General features: G+C 61.6%; 10 protein-coding genes. 2 read left to right on the top strand and 8 right to left on the bottom strand.

Going from position 1 to position 18,540, the window contains the following annotated elements:
- Positions 1-5: 5 nt before the first annotated feature.
- The 5 genes from LUA85_RS10835 to gntA form a co-directional block, all read right to left on the bottom strand.
- The gene (locus LUA85_RS10835; RefSeq protein ID WP_231469599.1) at positions 6-10,364 is read right to left on the bottom strand and encodes a hypothetical protein; all 10,359 of its coding nucleotides are present in this window, start codon (positions 10,362-10,364) and stop codon (positions 6-8) included.
- The gene (locus tag LUA85_RS10840; protein WP_231469601.1) at positions 10,364-12,130 is read right to left on the bottom strand and encodes a ShlB/FhaC/HecB family hemolysin secretion/activation protein; all 1,767 of its coding nucleotides are present in this window, start codon (positions 12,128-12,130) and stop codon (positions 10,364-10,366) included. The genes LUA85_RS10835 and LUA85_RS10840 overlap by 1 nt, the downstream gene beginning before the upstream one ends.
- 160 nt (positions 12,131-12,290) lie before the next feature.
- Positions 12,291-12,542: a hypothetical protein gene (locus tag LUA85_RS10845; protein WP_231469603.1), complete on the bottom strand. Its 252-nt coding sequence runs from the start codon at positions 12,540-12,542 to the stop codon at positions 12,291-12,293.
- 97 nt (positions 12,543-12,639) lie between these two features.
- Positions 12,640-13,218 (bottom strand): DUF1989 domain-containing protein, encoded by a 579-nt coding sequence (locus tag LUA85_RS10850; RefSeq protein ID WP_231469605.1) that lies wholly within the window; start codon positions 13,216-13,218, stop codon positions 12,640-12,642.
- 2 nt (positions 13,219-13,220) lie between these two features.
- Positions 13,221-13,901 carry a guanitoxin biosynthesis heme-dependent pre-guanitoxin N-hydroxylase GntA gene (gntA, locus tag LUA85_RS10855; RefSeq protein ID WP_371823723.1) on the bottom strand — a complete coding sequence of 227 codons (681 nt, stop codon included), beginning with the start codon at positions 13,899-13,901 and terminating at the stop codon, positions 13,221-13,223.
- 128 nt (positions 13,902-14,029) lie between these two features.
- Between gntA and glpK the strand changes: the two genes are divergently transcribed.
- Positions 14,030-15,526 carry a glycerol kinase GlpK gene (glpK, locus tag LUA85_RS10860; protein WP_231469607.1) on the top strand — a complete coding sequence of 499 codons (1,497 nt, stop codon included), beginning with the start codon at positions 14,030-14,032 and terminating at the stop codon, positions 15,524-15,526.
- 4 nt (positions 15,527-15,530) lie between these two features.
- On the opposite strand, the gene LUA85_RS10865 is transcribed toward glpK, so the two are convergent.
- The 3 genes from LUA85_RS10865 to LUA85_RS10875 form a co-directional block, all read right to left on the bottom strand.
- A complete protein-coding gene (locus LUA85_RS10865; RefSeq protein WP_231469609.1) occupies positions 15,531-16,268 on the bottom strand; it encodes a hypothetical protein in 738 nt (245 codons plus the stop codon).
- Entirely contained in the window at positions 16,255-17,223 is a 969-nt protein-coding gene (locus LUA85_RS10870) for a bile acid:sodium symporter family protein (RefSeq protein WP_231469611.1), read from the bottom strand. The genes LUA85_RS10865 and LUA85_RS10870 overlap by 14 nt, the downstream gene beginning before the upstream one ends.
- A gap of 122 nt (positions 17,224-17,345) precedes the next feature.
- Complete coding sequence (locus LUA85_RS10875; RefSeq protein ID WP_231469613.1) at positions 17,346-17,582, bottom strand: hypothetical protein; 237 nt, start codon at positions 17,580-17,582, stop codon at positions 17,346-17,348.
- Between the two features lie 14 nt (positions 17,583-17,596).
- On the opposite strand from LUA85_RS10875, the gene LUA85_RS10880 reads away from it, so the two are divergent.
- Positions 17,597-18,475, top strand: coding sequence for a hypothetical protein (locus tag LUA85_RS10880; RefSeq protein WP_231469615.1), 879 nt, complete (start codon positions 17,597-17,599; stop codon positions 18,473-18,475).
- The last annotated feature ends 65 nt before the right edge of the window (positions 18,476-18,540 follow it).

Below are 18,540 nucleotides of genomic sequence, written 5' to 3' on the forward strand. Positions count from 1 at the left end.
GGTGCTCACAGGCCTTCCCCTTCTGCACTGCCTTCATCGACAACGGAGCCGATCAGCGACGGATTGCCGCTGCCCGCGACAGGCTGTTCAATCAGCGTTTGCGGTTCGAGCGGCGAACTGTCGATAATCTGCGGCGGTGGCGCGATAGGACTGGTGGCAGCATCACCCTCGCTCGCCGTTCGTTCCTGTGTCTGCGATTCACTGGTCTCTTCGGCGGATTCGTTACCGCCGGGTTCGGGTGCAGTGGGCGGTTCTTCAGTGAACTGCGGCGTATTGCCCAGCGGATCGTTCGTTACGACCTGTATCTGGCTGGCGATCGCGGCCACCGGGTCCATCTCCATTACGGTGATGCAGGTGCTGGCATTGATCGCGCAACCGTTGACCGAGCTGTCCGCCGTGAAGACCGTCAGGCTTTCAGCGTTGTTTACAACCAGATCGCGAGCATCGATTCCGCCCACGATGCCGGTCGGTGTCTGCCATTTGCCGTTGACGATCACCGAAAGGCTGGCGGGCGCAGCATTGGCGGGAGTAGTCACGTCCGTCAGCGCGAAATCCGCGAAGAAGCCGGCCGGATCGAGGGCCGTCCCGGTGTTCTGGATATATAGCGTACCGGTCGGGGACAGATCGAGACCGAGGGCGCGCAACACACCGTCTGGACGCTGCACGATGGCTGCCCGGTTGAGATCGGCGAGATGGCCATCGTAGAACGGATTGGCAGCAAGCCGATCGAGGATCGTGCCGCTGGCGACGTGGATATTGGTGGCCGCGATTTCCACGACACCCCCCAGCGCGGTCCCGCTCTGGGTCAGCGACAGGGATCCGGTCGCAGCATCGAGTTCGAAACGCCCGGTGGCGAATTCGATGACGTTGCCTTGGGCAAAACCTGTACCCGTAACATTGCCGACAATGCGGATGGCCCCGCCCGGCGTCTGCGTTTCGCGGTTGCCGGTGCCGAACACGATCCGTCCGGTCTGGCCCGCAGCATTGCTCTGGCCGATGTCTCCGCCAGCTGTCAGCGCAAGATTGCCGATCAGCATGTCCACCGGATTGGCCGCGATGTCGATAGCGCCGATCGCCAGCTGACCACCAGACACCAGTGCAATCTCCGCCGCGGAAAGCGCATATCCCGATCCGCTGAGACCGTCGCCGATCAGCGCAGGTGACGAACCGATGGAGATCAGGCTGATGCTGCCCGTCGGCGTCGTCCTGATGCCCGATACAACCGGCGCGCCGGTCGGCCCTCCCGAAACCGAGCCGTTATCGATGATGCGGATGTCGGCAGACGAAATGATCAGCGAGGGCGAACCCCAGCGCTGCGCGACCGTAACCAGTCCGCCGGATTCAACCTCTGCCGATCCGAACGCAGCGATGTTGCTGCCGGTCATTCCGCCCTGGCTGAACGAAACGAAGCGTCCTGCAACGACCTGCCCCACGACGTTTACCGTCCCGGCGAGACGTATCGGTGTTGCAGCAAACAGCGCCGTGTAATCGGTCGATGTGGACAGCAACTGGCCTGGCGCGGCCATGGCCGCACTGGCGATCAGAACACGACCGGTGGCGTTGGTTACCGTAACCGCTCCCGTTTGCGACTGGCCCAGAACGAGACCCGCAAGCAAGCCGGCCGTTCTGACACTTCCTCCCGACAGAAGGGCGATATCGCGCGCATTGATATTGCCGCCGATGGTCAGCGATTGCGCCGCGCTTGCCAGCACATCGGTGCGTGCGGTGATCGCGCCCGTGTTCACCGTGCCACCGAACGAGGCGAGCTTTACTCCTTGAGCGTTAGACCGGAGCGTTCCTGTCGAAATGGTCCCACCCGCAGCAATCTGGACCAGGCCTGCCGCTTGCACGGAACCGACATCGATCGAGCCTTGTCCCGCGACAAGTCCACCGTTCGCGGCCGCGGCGCCCGCAATCAAGCGCACTGCTCCGCCAGAAGCGGTGACGCTGCCGATACCCAGTGCGCCGGACGAGGAAATCGCGACAAGCCCGTTCGTCGCGGCGGCCGACTGGACAGTTGTCTGGCTGCCACCGGTAATCGTGACAGCGTCATCAGCAGTGACCACGCCGGTAGAGATCGTCTGCGTTCCCGTGGCGCTGACCGAACCGGCACTGGCGGCAAGATTGCCTGTTGTAACGGTCTGCCCCGATATCGAAACGCCACCGACGCCCTGCACGGTGCCGACATCTACCAGCGGTGCCGAGATTGTGGCAGTTCCGGCTTGCGACACGAGATTCCCCGCCGCTATCGAAATTGCGCTGCGCAAGCTGAGGGCATTGGTGGCCGTCAAATCCGTCGCAGCCAGCGCTCCGCCCGCATCGATCGACAAACGACCAGAGGCAACCGCTGACGGCGCAACCGTAATGGCGCCGCTGGTGAAGGTGGATTGCGTGGCGGCAGTGAAGGCTCGTGCCGAAACCGGTCCGCCGATCGCGATAGCGCCAGTTGCAGGCGCGACTGTCGTTGCCGCGAAAACCGGCTCCTTGTTGAACCCCGTGGCAGTCTGGCCCAGTGCCGCCATTGCAGCGTTGGCGATCATCACGCGGTTGGAAGCGGCGATGCCCCCTGTTGCGACGCTCCCTGCGCTCAACAGCAGAATGTCGTAAGCCGTCGCCTGCCCGATGGTGATGGCGCTGCCGCTCACGATACCAAGATCGGATGCTGCAAAGATGGTTCCGGTGCGAACACTGCCATCCGCACGGATGCCGACGGAATGAAGATCACCGTTGCTGCCGGTCGGCGTGCCGGTTCCTGCGGCAAGGTTGCCGGCCAGGACATTGCCCCGCGTGTCGAACGTGATCGACGTGGCCGCCGTCAGATTGCCGGGCGCAATATTGCCAAGTGCGGCAAGATCTATGGAATCGCCGGACAACACCGTGCCGAGCGAAAGCGTATCGCCTGCGGTCACATCAACGAAGCTGCCCGCCGCAAGTGCACCGGTCGAGATCGCTTGTTCGCCAACGATGCTGATCGACCCGTTGGTGGCGGCAAGGTTGCCGGTGGCAATTGCGCCCTGTGCGGCCAGTTCGATATCGTCGCCCGCAGATACCGCATCGATGGCAAGCGTATCTCCTGCGGTGACGAAGACGAGGCTTGCCGCATTGACGGCTCCTGTCGAAATCGCCTGCGTACCGCTGATTCCAATCGAGCCTGCTGTGGCGCTAAGATTACCCGTGGCAATGGCGCCCTGTGCGGCCAGTTCGACGCCTGACCCTCCAGATACATTTCCGATCGAAAAAGTGTCGCCCGCCGAAACATAGACCACGCTTGCTGCGGTCATCGAACCGGCGGATACCGCCTGCGCGCCGTCGATGACGATCGTGCTGGTGGCAGAAGCAAGATCACCCGTTGCGATATCGCCAAGCGCCCTGAGATCGAGAGAAGCACCTGCTGATGCCGTGCCAATCGTGAGCGTATCGCCAGCGATCACATCGACGAAGCCTGGAGTTGTCAGCGAACCCGTGAGGACCGATTGCCCACCATCGATGCGCAGCGGGCCGGACGTGGTGGAAAGGTTCCCCGTTGCGATAGTGCCCAAAGCGGAAAGAGTGATCGCCCCACCTGCAGACACTGCATCGATCGACAGTGCGCCACCGGCCGAAACGAAGGCGGACGATACTGTCGAAAGAGTGCCGGTCGTGACGAATTGTGCGCCGCTGATGTTGACGACTTCGGAGGTCAAATCGCTGGTGACGATGCCGCCGTCTGCAATGAGAACGATTGCAGACCCTGAAGAAATCGCGTCGGTCGTGAGTGAAACACCCGCCCTGATATCCACGAAGTCGGTCGCAACCGATGTACCAGTCGAGACAGACTGTGCGCTCTCAATAATGATCGTGCCTGCAGAAGTGGCAAGATTGCCCGTTGCGATGGCGCCCAGCGCGGCAAGATTGATCGCGCCACCGGCAGACACCGCGCCAGTCGCGAGCGCCGCCCCTGCTGTGATATCCACCACTTCGGTCGCCGTCAGTGTACCTGTCGAGACAGACTGTGTGCTGTCTATCAAGATCGCGCCTGCGGTTGCTTGAAGATTGCCCGTGCCAATCGTGTCGCCGGAAATTATGATGTCGGCTGCGGCCTGAACCGTGCCAATCTGGACAAGCGGAGCTACCAGGGTAGCGGCGCCGCTTTGCGACACGAGATCACCTGTCGCGATTGACGCCGCGCTGCGCAAGTCGAGCGCATTGGCGGCGGTCAGGTCCGTGGTGACGAGCGCGCCACCTGCGTCGATCGACAAGCGACCGGAGCCTGTTGACGATGGGACCACTGTAATCGCGCCGCTGGTGAAGGTCGATTGCGCGGCAGCGGTGAACGCCGTGGATGTAACCGGCCCGCCGATGGCGATTGCGCCTGCTACAGGGGCAACCGGCGTCGCGGCGAAAACGATCTCCTTGTCATATCCTGTGGCCGTCTGGCCCAAAGCGGACATTGCTGCATTGGCGATCAGGATACGGTTCACGGCGTTCAATCCGCCGGTACTGACGCCGGTCCCGCCGAGCAATTGCATGTCGTAAGCCGTCGCCTGCCCGGTGGTGATCGAACCAGCGGCGGCGATGCCGAAGTCTGATGCGGCAAACACCGTTCCCGTGGCGACGTTTCCGCCTGCCCTGATGGCAATCGCATTGAGAATGCCGTTTGCTCCGGTCGGCGTGCCGATCCCGGCTGCCAGGTTGCCGGTTGCGACACTGCCCGGCGTATCGACCGTAATCGAAGTTACCGCCGTCATATTGCCGGCGGCGATTGCCCCAAGCGCGGAAAGATCGATGGAATCGCCGGACGTAACATCGTCAAGCGACAGTGCTCCGCCCGCCGTCACGTCGATCAGACCAAGCGCGGTCAGCGCACCGAAATCGATGTTGCCCAGCGCCGATAGCGTCAGTGATCCTTGCGCCTGCAAGTTCGCGTGGGCGACAAGATCGAGACCGGATGACAGTGTGATGGACGTAATTCCGGCAAGCGTACCAAGCGCTGCCGGGATAACCGGATCAAGTATCCAGTTTCCGCCGCTGATACCGATCTGGTCGGCGGTCAATGTCGACTGGTCGAGCGTGAGCGAAACGGCTTGTGTCGAATCGAACTGCAACCCGCCGGAGATCGTTGCGGTTGCGCCAGTCAACGCTATGGCATCCGGGGTTGCACCCGGCCCCTGGGCACTGGCGAGCGAAGTGAACGTGATGTTTGCAACATCGATCGCGCTGTTGATCGCCCGGAACTTGATTGCGCCGCCCAGGTTCGTCGACGAACCATTGACGGCCCCTGCTCCGCCCGTGGCTGTGGAGACGAAGAACAGGTCGGTCGCATTCAGCGCGCCTGGCTGCGAAGGCAGTTCGAACCGGCTGGTTACAAGCGTACCTGCGCCTGCCAGCAAAGACGGGTCGGCATTGCCGATGGCAGCATCGCCGCCGTTTCCGGTGGCAAAGCCAAATCCGCCGGCACCGCCTGCTGCACTTGCCTCGAAACTGCTGGCGCCGACGATGGTGACGGGCGAACCGCGCACCAGAAGACTGACACCGCCGCCGATGGCATCACCACCATTCCCGCCGACTGCCCCCGCAATCGCACTGCTACCGGCACCGCCCGCACCGCCCGTGGCATTGGCCGATGCACCGATGGCCGTGTAACTTGCCGAACCCACATTGAGCGTTCCGGTATCAATACCGCTGATCGAACCGATCTGGACAAACCCGGCAAATGCACTGCCGCCGTCGCCGCCCGCAGCGCCATTACCAGCGCCGCCTTCGCCGCCGACCGCATTGGCATTTGCAACGACAACACCGCCGACAAGGAAACCGTTGCCCGCGCTGCCAGCTACGACGACCGAGCCGCCTTCGGCCAATCCACCATTGCCACCAATGGTTCCGGGGGCATCCGGCTGGCCACCGACACCACCCGACCCCGACCCATCGACGATGGCCTGCGCGAATGTGATCGAGCTTGGACCCTCAATGGCATTATCGGCGATCATGTCGATTACGCCGCCGTAGCCTGCGCCACCGGTCCCGCCGGAAACCCCAAATCCGCCCTGCCCGCGTGCGCCGAGCAATACCGTGCCAAGCGAGAGAGCACCCTGCCGGGCATAAATCCGCGCCCGCCCGCCAACGCCGTCACCCGCGACCCATGCATCGCCGCCCACACCATCCGCCGTGACGAAGGTAAGCCCGCTGATCGTGATTTGGCTGTCATTGCCAAGGAATGTGGGTACACCGGCGGTGACCGTTGCCAGACCGCCCGTTCCGGTGCCGCCTGCGCCAGATGCAAAGTTCTGGTTGCCTGCGCCGCCGAAGCCATTGGCAATGACATAGACATCGCCCTGAAGCGCCATGACCGCGCCTTCGCCCGCGACGCGGCTGGTGCCGCCCGTACCCGCACCGCCCAAAGCCGAACCGCCGAGGCCGTCACCGCCAGTGCCTTCAGTAGTGGCCGATACCGTGCTTGCTACGGTAACCGAGCCGGTGCCCGCGCCAACAAGGCGCGCACTGCCCCCCAGCGCGGCCCCTGCAACGCCGGTCGAGATGGCATTCCCGCCGGTCGCGCTTCCCACCAGCGCAAGCACCCCTGCATCGAACGCAAGTCCGCTGTCGCCACGCACCAGCACCGTGCCGCCGGTGCCACTGCCCGCAGCCCCGCCCTGCCCGTCGCCGCCATCGGCGCGCGCATCTGCGCGAAGTTGCCCGGCAACGCTCAGGACATTCCCCGCCGTCGCGCCATTGGAGCCAAGGAAGATCGAACCGCCGGTGGCCGTGCCACCCGTTGCGAGACAGCCAATATCGCAGGCGCCCGCGTTGCCCCCAATGGCTTGCGCGGCGGAAAACAAGGATTCGCTGACGAGCAGTCGGCTACCGCCGCGATCCAGCGTTGCCGAGATCGTTCCACCCGTGCCGAAGCCACCATTGCCGCCCGTACCCTGTGACGTGCCGGGTGCTCCATCGCCGCCACTCCGCCCCGTTCCGGTGACTTCGAGCGTAATATTTGCGAAGTCGAGCGCCCCCGTTCCCGTGCCGGTGCCGCGCGCACTGTCCAGCGTGATCGAACCGCCTTGCGCGGAACCGCCATTGCCACCGTTGCCACCCGGCGATCCCAGCGTTGGCGACGAGAAACCATCACCGCCAATGCCGCCCAGCGCCGTGGCGCTTACCTCAAGCAAACTGCCCGATATCGTTCCGCCATCCCCGGCGGCATTGACGAAAATCGTCCCGCCGACGGCGTTGCCGCCATCGCTGCCGGCAAAGGCGCCATTGGGCGGGCTGCTGCTGGCCGCGCCATAGCCTTCGCCGCCGACACCATTGGCGCGCAACGAATATGTGTCGGCTGTAATGATGCTGTCGCCGCGTGAATCGCCGTTTGCGGCAAGGGTGATCGTGCCACCGGTTCCGACGCCGCCGTCCGCAGAAACACGACCGCGGCCGCCCTCGCCATCGGCGAGCAGCAGAACCGCATTCGCAACGGTCAGCGATCCGGCGTTCACGGAAACATTGGCACTGCCGCCGCTGCCCGACGCCGCCGACGGAGCAACGCTGACACCCCCACTGCCGGAGGCTTCCAGCGTCAGACCTGCGAGCAGACTGGCCGAACTGTTCGAGAGCGCAAAAGTGCTGACGCCACCGACGCCGATGCCGCCATTGCCCGCGTTCAGGGTATTTCCACCTGCGCCCAGAGCGCCGAGGTAAACTCCCCCCGTCGTATCCAAAGTACTGTCAGCCAAGGATACGAAAGCAATTCCGCCGAAACCGGCCCCGCTGACTGCCGCGCCGTTACCACCGATTCCGGTGGCATCGAAGGTCAGACCAGCGCCAAAACTTGCCTGCGCGCCGACCAGTTCAAGCGAGGCCGTGCCACCCGAACCGGCAGCCCCTTGCGCCAGTGCGCCGCCGCTGCCGGGGCCGCCATTGGCAATTGCAAGAATATCCGCATTGCCTGCCACCGCCAGCGATCCGCCGCCCGTTCCAAAGATGGAGGCGGTTCCAGCAACCGCCGTCCCGGCGATCGCATCGCCGCTGGCATTGCTGCCGCTGGCATTGGCCGTGATAAGCAGACCGGAACCAAGATCGATACTGCCGCCGGACGCCAGTGTGATTTGCGCAACGCCGCCGAGACTGGAAAATCCCGTCGATGCCCCGCCATAGGCACCGCCAGTACCGTTGGCAGTCAGCGTGGTGCCCTGCGTGATATTGATGGTGCCACCGGTTGCAGCATCGAGGCCCGCTTCACCGCCGATGCCAGCGGTCGTTCCGGCATCGCCGAAGCCGCCGGCCCCATTGGTACTGACGGTGAGTGCATCGTTGAACTGCAATATGGTGCCATCGCGCGCGCTGACGAAAACCGTTCCTCCGGTGCCGCTTGCCGATGATCCGCCTGCCGAATTTGCTCCGCCGCCGTAACCTTCGGCAGCAAGGCTGGTTTGCCCTGCGAATGTTGCACCGCCCGCGCCTGCGCCGGAGGTGGACACATCGATCGTGCCGCCGCGCCCGCTGCCAGCCCCGGCCTGTCCGGTTCCGCCTGTGCCATTAGCCGACACAGAGACAAAGTGCGTGACGAGCGTACCACCGTCCGCCGCTACGAAATTCACGGCACCGCCAGTGCCGCTTGCGGCGCTTCCAACAGACGTGTTGCCGCCGATACCATCGACGTTCGCAACGGTAATGCCGCTGATACCGACGCTATTCGATCCGGCCGCCCTTATGGTGACCGTACCTCCGGCACCGCTGCCGCTGGATGTCGTGCAGGTCGAGCAGCCGCTTCCCGGCGCCCCAAGGCCAGCCGCGACCAAACCGACGCTCTGGAGGATCTGGACCGAGGACCCTGACGAGCCGGTTGCGAGCACACTTGCGTTGCCGCCAATGCCACTGCCGCCCTCCGTACCGGGCGTTTCGACTTGCCCGCCAAAGCCTGTTGAATCGAGAATGGCATTACCGGAAACCAGAATCTGGCCGCCGTTGCTTGCCTCTATCCGCGTCTCACCGCCAATGCCCGTTCCGCTTGCGGTGCCCGCCACGGTCGCCGAAGCGCCACGGCCGACCGAACTGAGAAACACATCGCCGCCGACTGTAACGGTTCCGCCATCTGCAACAAGTGCGGCAGCACGGCCGATGGCCGGGATGGCCGGGTCTGTCCCCGTCACATCGCCCACAATCGTCACATCGCCCACAATCGTTACATCGCCCGCCACCGTCAACGCGCCAGTTGCATTGGCGAACAGGCTCGAACCCGTCCCGGAGGCGTTCAAGAGCACGTTCGAGGCGAAATCGAGACCCGTTGCCGACGTCGAACCGAGATTTACACCACCATTGGCGGTGGCCACGAAGTTCGAGGTGATGTTCGCATCGCCGCCCGTGATCGAAACCTGGCCGGTTCCTCCGCCAGCCGATGGCGCGATGGCCGCGCTGCCAGCGACCACATCGTGGCCAGCCGAAAGCACTACGGCGTTACCCACCACATCGGCGGCGCCTGCAATATCAAATCCGAGCGTACTGCCGCTGCCGATGGCCATGGTGATCGCATCGTTCTTGGCGACGGCGACCATGTAGACGCGGTGGAAGAAGGTTGGCGCAGCAACAGGGCCGGTGATCGTACCGTTGTTGGCGGCGACGACACCCGTGGCACTGGTGCCTGAATCCACCTGAATATCGAACAGGCCGTTGGGGGAAAACGTGATCGTGGCAGCGTCTGCGGCGACGAGTGCAGCCGAACCGTTGACGTTGATCGTGCCTTCGTTGACGACGCTGGGGGCAACCAGCGCAACATAAGCACTATCGACCGAAGTGGTGATCTGCGCGCCGGGAAGAATGCGGATCTGCGCGCCCGGCACGGTGGCGGGCTGGAAGACATAGGAACCGCTGGAATCGAAATTGCCGGCAGCATCGTAACCAAGGTCCGAAGCCGTCAGCGCCAGGCTGCCCACATCGAAAACCGCGTTCGAACCGAGCAGGATACCGCCGGGGCTGTAGAAGAATACGCGACCGCCCGCGACCGGTGGCCCGGAAATCTGCAATTGCGAAATGACCGTGCCGTTGAACTGGATAGGCCGGGTCGAACCTACCGGGACGATCCGGTTGAGGACGGCAAAGTCCGCCCCCGAACCGGAATTTCCGGTAAATGTCGCAGTCGTGCCCGCAGTCTGGAAATTGATCGGTCCGCCAGTGGCGGCCTGATCGGTTGGGGTCCAGTTGATGACGGCGGAATTGCTGGAAACAAACACATCCGTCGTGTTCGTGCCATTGATTACGCTGACAGAACCGAAAGTGGAATCCACCGTGCCCTGAAATGATTGCGCCTGCGCAACGGGCGCCTTGGCGATCATGGCTGTGGCAAGGGCAATGCCCGATGCGGAAACGAGCTTGCGGGTAAGCGACGGGATCGGGCGCATCAGAAATTCCTCCACGGCAGGAGACGCGTGGTCAGGGTCAACAGAAAGCGGGGTTCGCCCCTGCGTGTCTGGAGACCTGCTTTTTCAAGCGGGATGGCGAGCGTCGCCTCAAGCCGGAAACGAGCCCCGATTTCGCTGCGCAGACCGCCGCCGACCGACGTCAGCCGCTGCGATCCGGGGATGCCCTTGTTCCACACCCATGCTGCGTCTGCATAGACGAAAGGCTGCATCCGCACGTCGCTGCCCTGTGACAAGGCCACCCTTGGCCCGCGCAATTCGGCGGTGCCCCCGATGGCGTTATCGCCGATCAGTTCGCCCGGATCGAAGCCGCGCCCGACGGTATAATTGCCAGCCGAAAATTCCTCGAAACTGAACAGGGGCTTGAATGCATATTGCGCGCGCGGTGCCAGCAGAAACGAGACTTCGCCCAGCGCGCGCTCATATTCCCCCTGCCAGCGCAGTACCGTGGCCGTGGGCGATCCATCAAACCGGCTGGTCGGAACGACGGCGGCGCAGGCAGGTCCCGTGCAACCACGCGTGGCATCGAAGATCGACAGACCCTGCCGCAGTTCCAGTGAACTGGCATAGCGCCACGCCGGGCGGGCGCGGCTGACGTCCACACCATCCATGTCGATCCGCGCCCAGGCAACGCGGACCTTGTCCCGCGTCAGTGGACCGATCAGGTCGACGTCCTGATTGACGAAGTCGAGACCGCCCGCCAGCCACACATTGCGCGCCTGCGCCCGTTGCAAAGGATAACGGGCATAAAGGCTGGCGAACAACGTGTGCGCATCGATGTTGATGCCCGCCGGAAGCCCCGCTACGTCGGGCTTGGTCCAGGCATACGTCAATTGCCCGCCAATGATCAGGCCATTGCGGCCTGGCCGGAATTCATGCGACCCTTGCGCGATGTGCTGCTCGCTGAAATCGGAAGTGGCATAGTACGATACGGTCGTGACATCGCCCAGCCCGGTCAGGCCGTAAGCCTGCGCACGCAACTGCCCACCGAACCGTCCGGTCGCTTCGGACGAGAGGTTCTGAACGGTGAGGTCCACCGCATAAGCCTCACGCAGGACACTGACTTCACCGATGAGATCGCCCGGCCCGGTTCCGGCGGGACGCAAGGTCAACTGCACGTTGTAACCGGGCAGGTCACGGGCGAGCAGCAGATAGCGCTCGGCCCGGTTCGTGTTGAACACCTCGTCCTCGGTCAACGCACCAAGGTATTGTTCCAGCTTGCGTTCGGCCCCTTGCGTTTCGCCACGCGCGCGGACTGCGGTGATGCGCGCATAGATGACCTCCATCCGCACTTCGCCATTTTCGATCTTCTGGGTCGGCACTTGCACGGCTGTAAGATAGCCCCGGTTGCGCAGGATGGTGCCCGCTGCATCGCGGATTTCGCACAGTACCGAAATCGGCTGCGCGGTTCCGGCATAGGGCTGCCATGTTCCGGCAAGATCGTCGGCGCCGGTTTCCTTCAGTCCGCCAAACACGACCTTGGTGATATTAACCTTGATGTCGGCATATTGCGGATCGGCCAGCGGGCAAGGCGAACGCTCAATCCCGCCTTCGACAGTCAGACGCGAATCGGCAGGTACGGACGGGCGAGTGACGCCACGAATGTCGTCACGAGTGGGTACAGTGCCGCCCGGTGAAGGATTGACGGCCTGCGCCCCGACTTGCTGCCCGGTAAAGGCAAGCAAAGCCATGGCGATGCGCGTACCCCCACGCTGCAACGCATCTATGCCGATAACCCCGAAATTCATGCTGCCGTCCCCGCCGGAAAATACCTGACGCGGCCCGTTGTTATTATCGTTACGTTACCGTTAGACGCCCCGGAGCGCTTGTGCAAACGCTGCGAAAGACTGTTTGGAAAAAGATTTTATTGCAACACGTTGCAAAGTTTCGCCCGCGGCAGTCAGGAGATCAGGTATCATTGTCTGCGTGGCGCGAAAGCAATCGCTCCAGCCTGAGCACCTGCTCTTGATGCAACGCCTTTATTTCGCTCATGATTTCCCGCAATTCAGGACTATCGAGCGCCAGCAGCATATCCGCAATCGAAAGCTGGCCCAAACCGACAGGCACGTCTGAATCAGGGAGTGTAAATGCGCTTCGCAAGATTTCCGCAATCTCGCGAAGTCGATCGTGCCCTGACAAGTTTCGCGTCGGATCGTGCATCGCCAGTATTATACCGCAACTGCGAGAGAAAATCACCCATTTCGGGCGGTCCTCCGATGGTCGTCAGGCAGTGTGCATGTGTTAAGAACGTCGCACCTCATTCGATGGCGTAGTGGATCGGTTTGAAGCTTCCGCCGTTGGATGCGCTGGCCGAACACGCGGTCAACCCGATAACCAGATCACACCTGGCCTTGAGCCTGATGTAATCGCCCGCGCGACTGACTGGAGGCAGAACTTCGATCTTGCCGGTCTTGCCATCGACGGGCACGTTCATGAAAATGTTGAATGCCACGGGGATTGCGTCGGGTTCCACACCGTAAGGAGCAAGCGCCGCCGCAAGATTGCCGAAGCATCCGCGGTGCACCGGTTCTGTCGGATAGAAGTGACGAAATGTCGCTTCGCTACAAGGCGTCAGCAGGAAATCGTGCCGCCCCACGGTATCCTCGATGATATCCAGCATGGGATTTGATCGATTGGACCACAGAACGTTGCCGGTGGTCAGGCGGATCGTCTCTTCATAATCAAAGGTGCGCCCGGCAGAGATCACCTCGCGTACGTCCTGAGCCGAAAAGGCAAGCATATCGCTTACCTGCACACCGCGCGGATCGATCACGCGCAGAACCTGCCCTTTGGCCAACCGGAACGCGGTGCCGCTGCGCGGGGAGATCTCGTTCACGATCACGCCGCAGCGCCACGCTTGTCGCTGAACGGGCAACGCCAGTCATCTTCCACCAGACGGCCACTGTATTGGGCTGCCTCGCTGGCCTCGCCATGCCGGGCCAGCATCGGGTTTATGTCGCCCGCCAGCGCCTTGTCGCGATCGAGGATGCGGTCGCGCATCTTTTCATAGCGCCCTTCTTCGCGCAGCCGCACAAATTGATCGTGAAGGTTGAACACCAGCGTCGGGCGGGAAAAGCGCCGTGCCGGGCGCGACGCTGCCGGGTGCAGACCGACGACGAAAAAGGCTTCGCCGCCAAAGCTCAGGGAGAAATGAGGATCGGATGGATCGGCGCTCACGCGATGGTCATAAGGCTGGCCAAGCCACGCGTCCTTGTCGGCAAAAGACTGAATGCGCTGCCACATCAGGTCTTCGAAACGTGCTTCGTCAAGATCGTCCGGCCCATCGAACGATACTGCAAGGCTGCGGAAGCCGCCGGGATCTGCGCGATATTCGGCAGCCCAGTCCATCAACGCCTGATGGATGATCAGGTCGTCCCAACTGCTCGCAAGACTGTGACAGGCAAGAACCTTCAGCGTCCCGCGCGCCATGGCAGACTTCGCACCCACACAGGGAAACGCCGGATCGGCAATCGTTTCGAACAGCGCACCTTCTGCGCAGGCTTGCGCCCCCTCGGCCATCATCATAAAACTTCCTCAGATTGGTCCCGTCGAACGTTCGGGTGGTTCGCTTGTTCCGAAACCTGTGCTGACCGAGCACGCGCGCTGGCGGAACTGGCGGCCCTTTTCGCAATGAGAGGAAAGCGCCCGTGCCGCGATATATTCTGGCGATCGATCAAGGCACGACCTCTACCCGCGCCATCGTTTTTGACAGCACCGCCACGCCCCTCGCCACCGCCCAGGCCGAATTTGCGCAGCACTATCCGCAATCCGGCTGGGTCGAACACGATCCCGAAGATATCTGGCGCGATGTGCTGGCCACTGCGACAGATGCCATTGCCGCAAGTGGTGTAAGCGCAACTGCGATTGCCGGCATAGGCATTGCCAACCAGCGTGAAACCACCGTGGTCTGGGATAGATCCACCGGCATTCCGATCTACAACGCCATCGTCTGGCAGGACCGGCGAACGGCTGATGTGTGTGCCATGCTCAATGCTCAGGGTCACGAGAGGCAGGTACGATCGAAAACAGGCCTGCTCATCGATCCCTACTTTTGCGCTACGAAAATTTCCTGGATTCTCGACCATGTAAACGGCGCCCGCGCGCGCGCGGAAAACGGCGAGCTGGCTTTCGGCACCATCGACAGTTTCCTGCTGTGGCGGCTGACCGGCGGAGCGGTTCACGCCACCGATGTGACCAACGCCTCCCGCTCCCTGCTTTACGATATCCATGCCCAGCGTTGGGACGACGAATTGTGCCGCCTGTTCCGCGTACCTGCCGCCATGCTGCCGCAGGTACACGACAACAGCCATGTTTATGGCATGACGGCAGATGGTTTGTTCGATGTGCCCATACCCGTGGCTGGTCTTGTCGGGGATCAGCAGGCCGCGCTGTTCGGACAGGCCTGCTTTGATCCCGGCATGGCCAAATCGACATACGGCACCGGCTGCTTCATGCTGCTCAACACCGGCGGACGTGCGCTTGAATCAGATCATCGGCTGCTGACGACCCCGGCCTATCGGCTGAACGGCAAGATGACTTATGCGCTGGAAGGATCGATCTTCATCGCAGGCGCCGCGATCAAATGGTTGCGCGATGGCATCGGCGTGATCACGCATGCCAGCGACACTCATGACATGGCGACCCGCATTGCCGACAATCACGGCGTGTACATGGTCCCCGCTCATGTCGGCCTTGGCGCACCCCATTGGGACCCGGATGCCCGCGGCGCGATCTTCGGACTGACGCTTGGCACCACGCAGGCCCACCTTGCCCGTGCCGCGCTGGAGGCGGTCGGATTTCAGACTCTCGATCTGGCAAACGCCATGATCGCCGACGGCAGTGCGCCGCCGGATACGATCCGCGTCGATGGCGGGATGGCCGCCAACGACTGGCTGTGCCAGTTCCTCGCCGACATGCTCCTGACGCCGGTCGAGCGGCCGGTCCATCTTGAAACAACAGCGCTTGGAGCGGCGTTCCATGCAGGACTGGCGACGGGCGTCTGGGCCGATCTGGATGCGCTGTCGCGAACCTGGACAGCGCGCGACCGGTTTGAACCGGCAATGCCTGGCGATCAGCGCGCCAAGCTGATCGCGGGCTGGCAGGATGCCTTGTCACGAACCCTTACCCGATCGCGCAGTGTTTAGGGCGCTAAAGGAAGTTGTTTGGCCAGATCATGGTCCGCCACATGTGTGCTGTTTCCGAACCATCGAAGCCCAGTCCCTCTGCGGGCTGCCGGAAATGGCGACCGATAAGGTCTTCAAACAGTTCAGGCTGCACCGGTGGCAGATCGTCAAAAAAGTAGATATCGTACTTCGTGACCTCTCTGGCCAGACCGTACCATTTGTGCTGCCGGGCAAACTCGGCATCTGCGCGTATGTAATCGGGCGGAATGTAATCTTCGCCGAAGAACCGGTCGTAGCTTTCAGGATAGCTGTACCCGGCCGCTTCATCTGGGAAATAGCGCAGGCACTGGTGATATCGCACCGCAAATGCCACTTCCTCGGATACATAGGGCGCTATCATCTGCGCACCCCAGTAGCCATGGTCCGCGCGGATCAGGCAACCGTTCGACAGATCATGAAGCAGTACGGCAAGAACGATTTTTTCGTCCAGGCCGTGAGCCAGCGCGCGTTCCGCACTGGTCAGGAGATGCCGTACAGTAATATCGTTGAAACGGCAGCGGAAGAAATCGAGCAGCTGCGGCTTTTCCGGCATTGCTGGCAGAGCAGGATTATCGCCCATCATGAAGACCGTCTTCGGATTGAGCCGACGCAGCATTTCCGGTTCAGGATCTTCCATGCCAATGCCGATCCGCCCGACCGGTGCAGTCAGGATCATGCGTTCGCGACCAGATTGCGGGTACTTGCGTGATTCAGGCATTTTCATCATCTCTCATGGCAAATTTTCGCGCAATTGCAGAACACATCATCAATTGAAGCTGGTGGAAGATCATGATCGGAAGGAGGATCAACCCCGCGTCGGGACCGGAAAACATAACTCGCGCCATGGGCACACCCTGCACAAGCGACTTTTTCGTTCCACAGAAAATCACCGCAATACGATCGCCGATCGGGAAGCCGCAGACCCTTGCCGCGAGCGCGGTAAGCGCAAGGGCAAGGCCCAGCAAGACGCAAGACATCGCGACGACGGCAAGCAGGCCCGTTGGAGGAAGGCGCTGCCATATCCCTTCCAGGACGGCCGATGAGAATGCAGAGAATACGGCGAGCAGGATCGTGAGCCGATCCGTCAGCTCGATGTACTTCTTGTGCCGCTCCACCCAATCCTTCAGCAGCGGCCGGGACATGTGGCCAATGATGAACGGCACCAGGATCTGCATGGCAATCTTGCCGAAGTTGTCCTGCGACGTTGCGGTAACAGAACTGCCGACGATCAATCCGAACAGAAGGGGTGTTAGAAACACGCCCAGCACCTGGGAAACAGAAGCAGACGCGACAGCGGAAGCGACGTTGCCCCGCGCAATCGACGTCAGCGCGATGGACGACTGAACCGTCGAGGGCAGGACCGCGAGAAAGAAGAACCCGGTCCAGAGTGCGGGATCAAGCAGTGTGGGAACAACCTTGTGCAGTCCCAGGATCATGATCGGAAACGCAACGAATGTCGATGCAAGGATCACAGCGTGAAGGCGCCAATGAATCAGGGCATCAAGGATTGCCCGGCGGGGCAGCTTGCAGCCAACGAAGAAGAACAGAACCACCACGGCAGCGCCCGCGAAAGTGGAAACCACCTTTGCGGCAACGCCGCTGGCTGGAAAAAAGGTCGCCGCCAACAGCGTGGCCACAAGTGCGAGGATGAACGTATCTGGTAGAAGCTTCTTGAGCATTTTGCCCTCCTACCGGATATTCATACACCCGGCCGGAGGGCATTTCTGATTTTAAAGGACCAACAATTGCGGAAAGATTGGTCAGATTTTACGATCCAGGCAATTTTCAGGTCATCTTGTGCTCACCGCGCCATCAGCCGGTTGAACAAGGTGACGCCTTTGTCGGCAGCACTGGGCAACATTGGCCGATCAGGTGCCATATCGATGATCCGCTGTTGCGCCTCGATCATCACCTTGTCCTCCTGGAACGCTGTTCTTGTCACTGCTACTGGTGCATAGATGACTCCCTGAAAGGGTTTGGCGATTATCCCCTTCGCATACGTGAATCGGTGGTTCAGGGTGTGGTAACGTAAATCCACTAGCGGGGGATGCTATGAAATACGATGGATTCGGCGAATCTCGCCTCCAAGTAAACTTCGATGTGGATAGGCCCGTCGAACTGGTCCAACTCACGCTAGCGCTTCAAGCAATGGCGCGTGACTATCGGCGTTACGCGAACGAATCCATCCGTGAGAGTGGTGGTAAGGTGTCGGATGATGACATCAAACTTTACGTCACCAAGGTTGAAACAGGCAGCATAATCGCGGAATTGGGCAGCGCCGCCGAGGTTATGGGTGCGTTCCTCCCGCTAATTGCGGTCGATCCCTTGTTCACGGGTTATGTGCAGTTCTTCGGGCAAACGGTATCTTATTTTGCCTCATTGGCCCGCCGCGCAGACTTGAAGCCTGCGGATATTACCACAACAAAAGCGGCTGCGCAGGCTGTGGCCGATATTATGGCCGTGCCAGCATCCATGCCAGGGTCTAAGTTCAAGCTTTCAGCCAAGGTTGCTGCACGCAATGCTGATGGTTCGGAATTTGCCGCGCAAATCACTCTCACAAGCGAGGAGGCGGCAGAGGCCCAGCGCGGCGCGCTGATCGCCCAGAAAGTGCTAGATTATCGTGGTGGTGCCGACCATGAAAACGTCCTGCTTTATTTTCAGCAAACCAGCACTGACAAAGCAAAATCGGATGGCCGAACCGCAGATAGAGCAATCGTAAACTCAGTGTCGCCAAAGGCGCTGCCTGTTCATTTCGCCTCACAGTTGGATGCAGCGAGGGTGAATGACATGAAATCAGACCCGCACCAAAATCCATTCAAGGCGGCGTTCCGTGTGGACGTGAACGTAGAAACTGATCGGAACCAAGTTCCTCGATTTTATCGAGTGGTCCACATTCACGAGGTCATTCCTGATGACAGCGAAGAACCTTAAACAAGCCCGCGATAGCGGCAATCTCGACCAGTTCGCCAAGGATCACGAAGCGGACGCCCCCGGCG

Origin of the sequence: Novosphingobium sp. CECT 9465 (assembly GCF_920987055.1) — a bacterium.
Lineage (GTDB): Bacteria > Pseudomonadota > Alphaproteobacteria > Sphingomonadales > Sphingomonadaceae > Novosphingobium.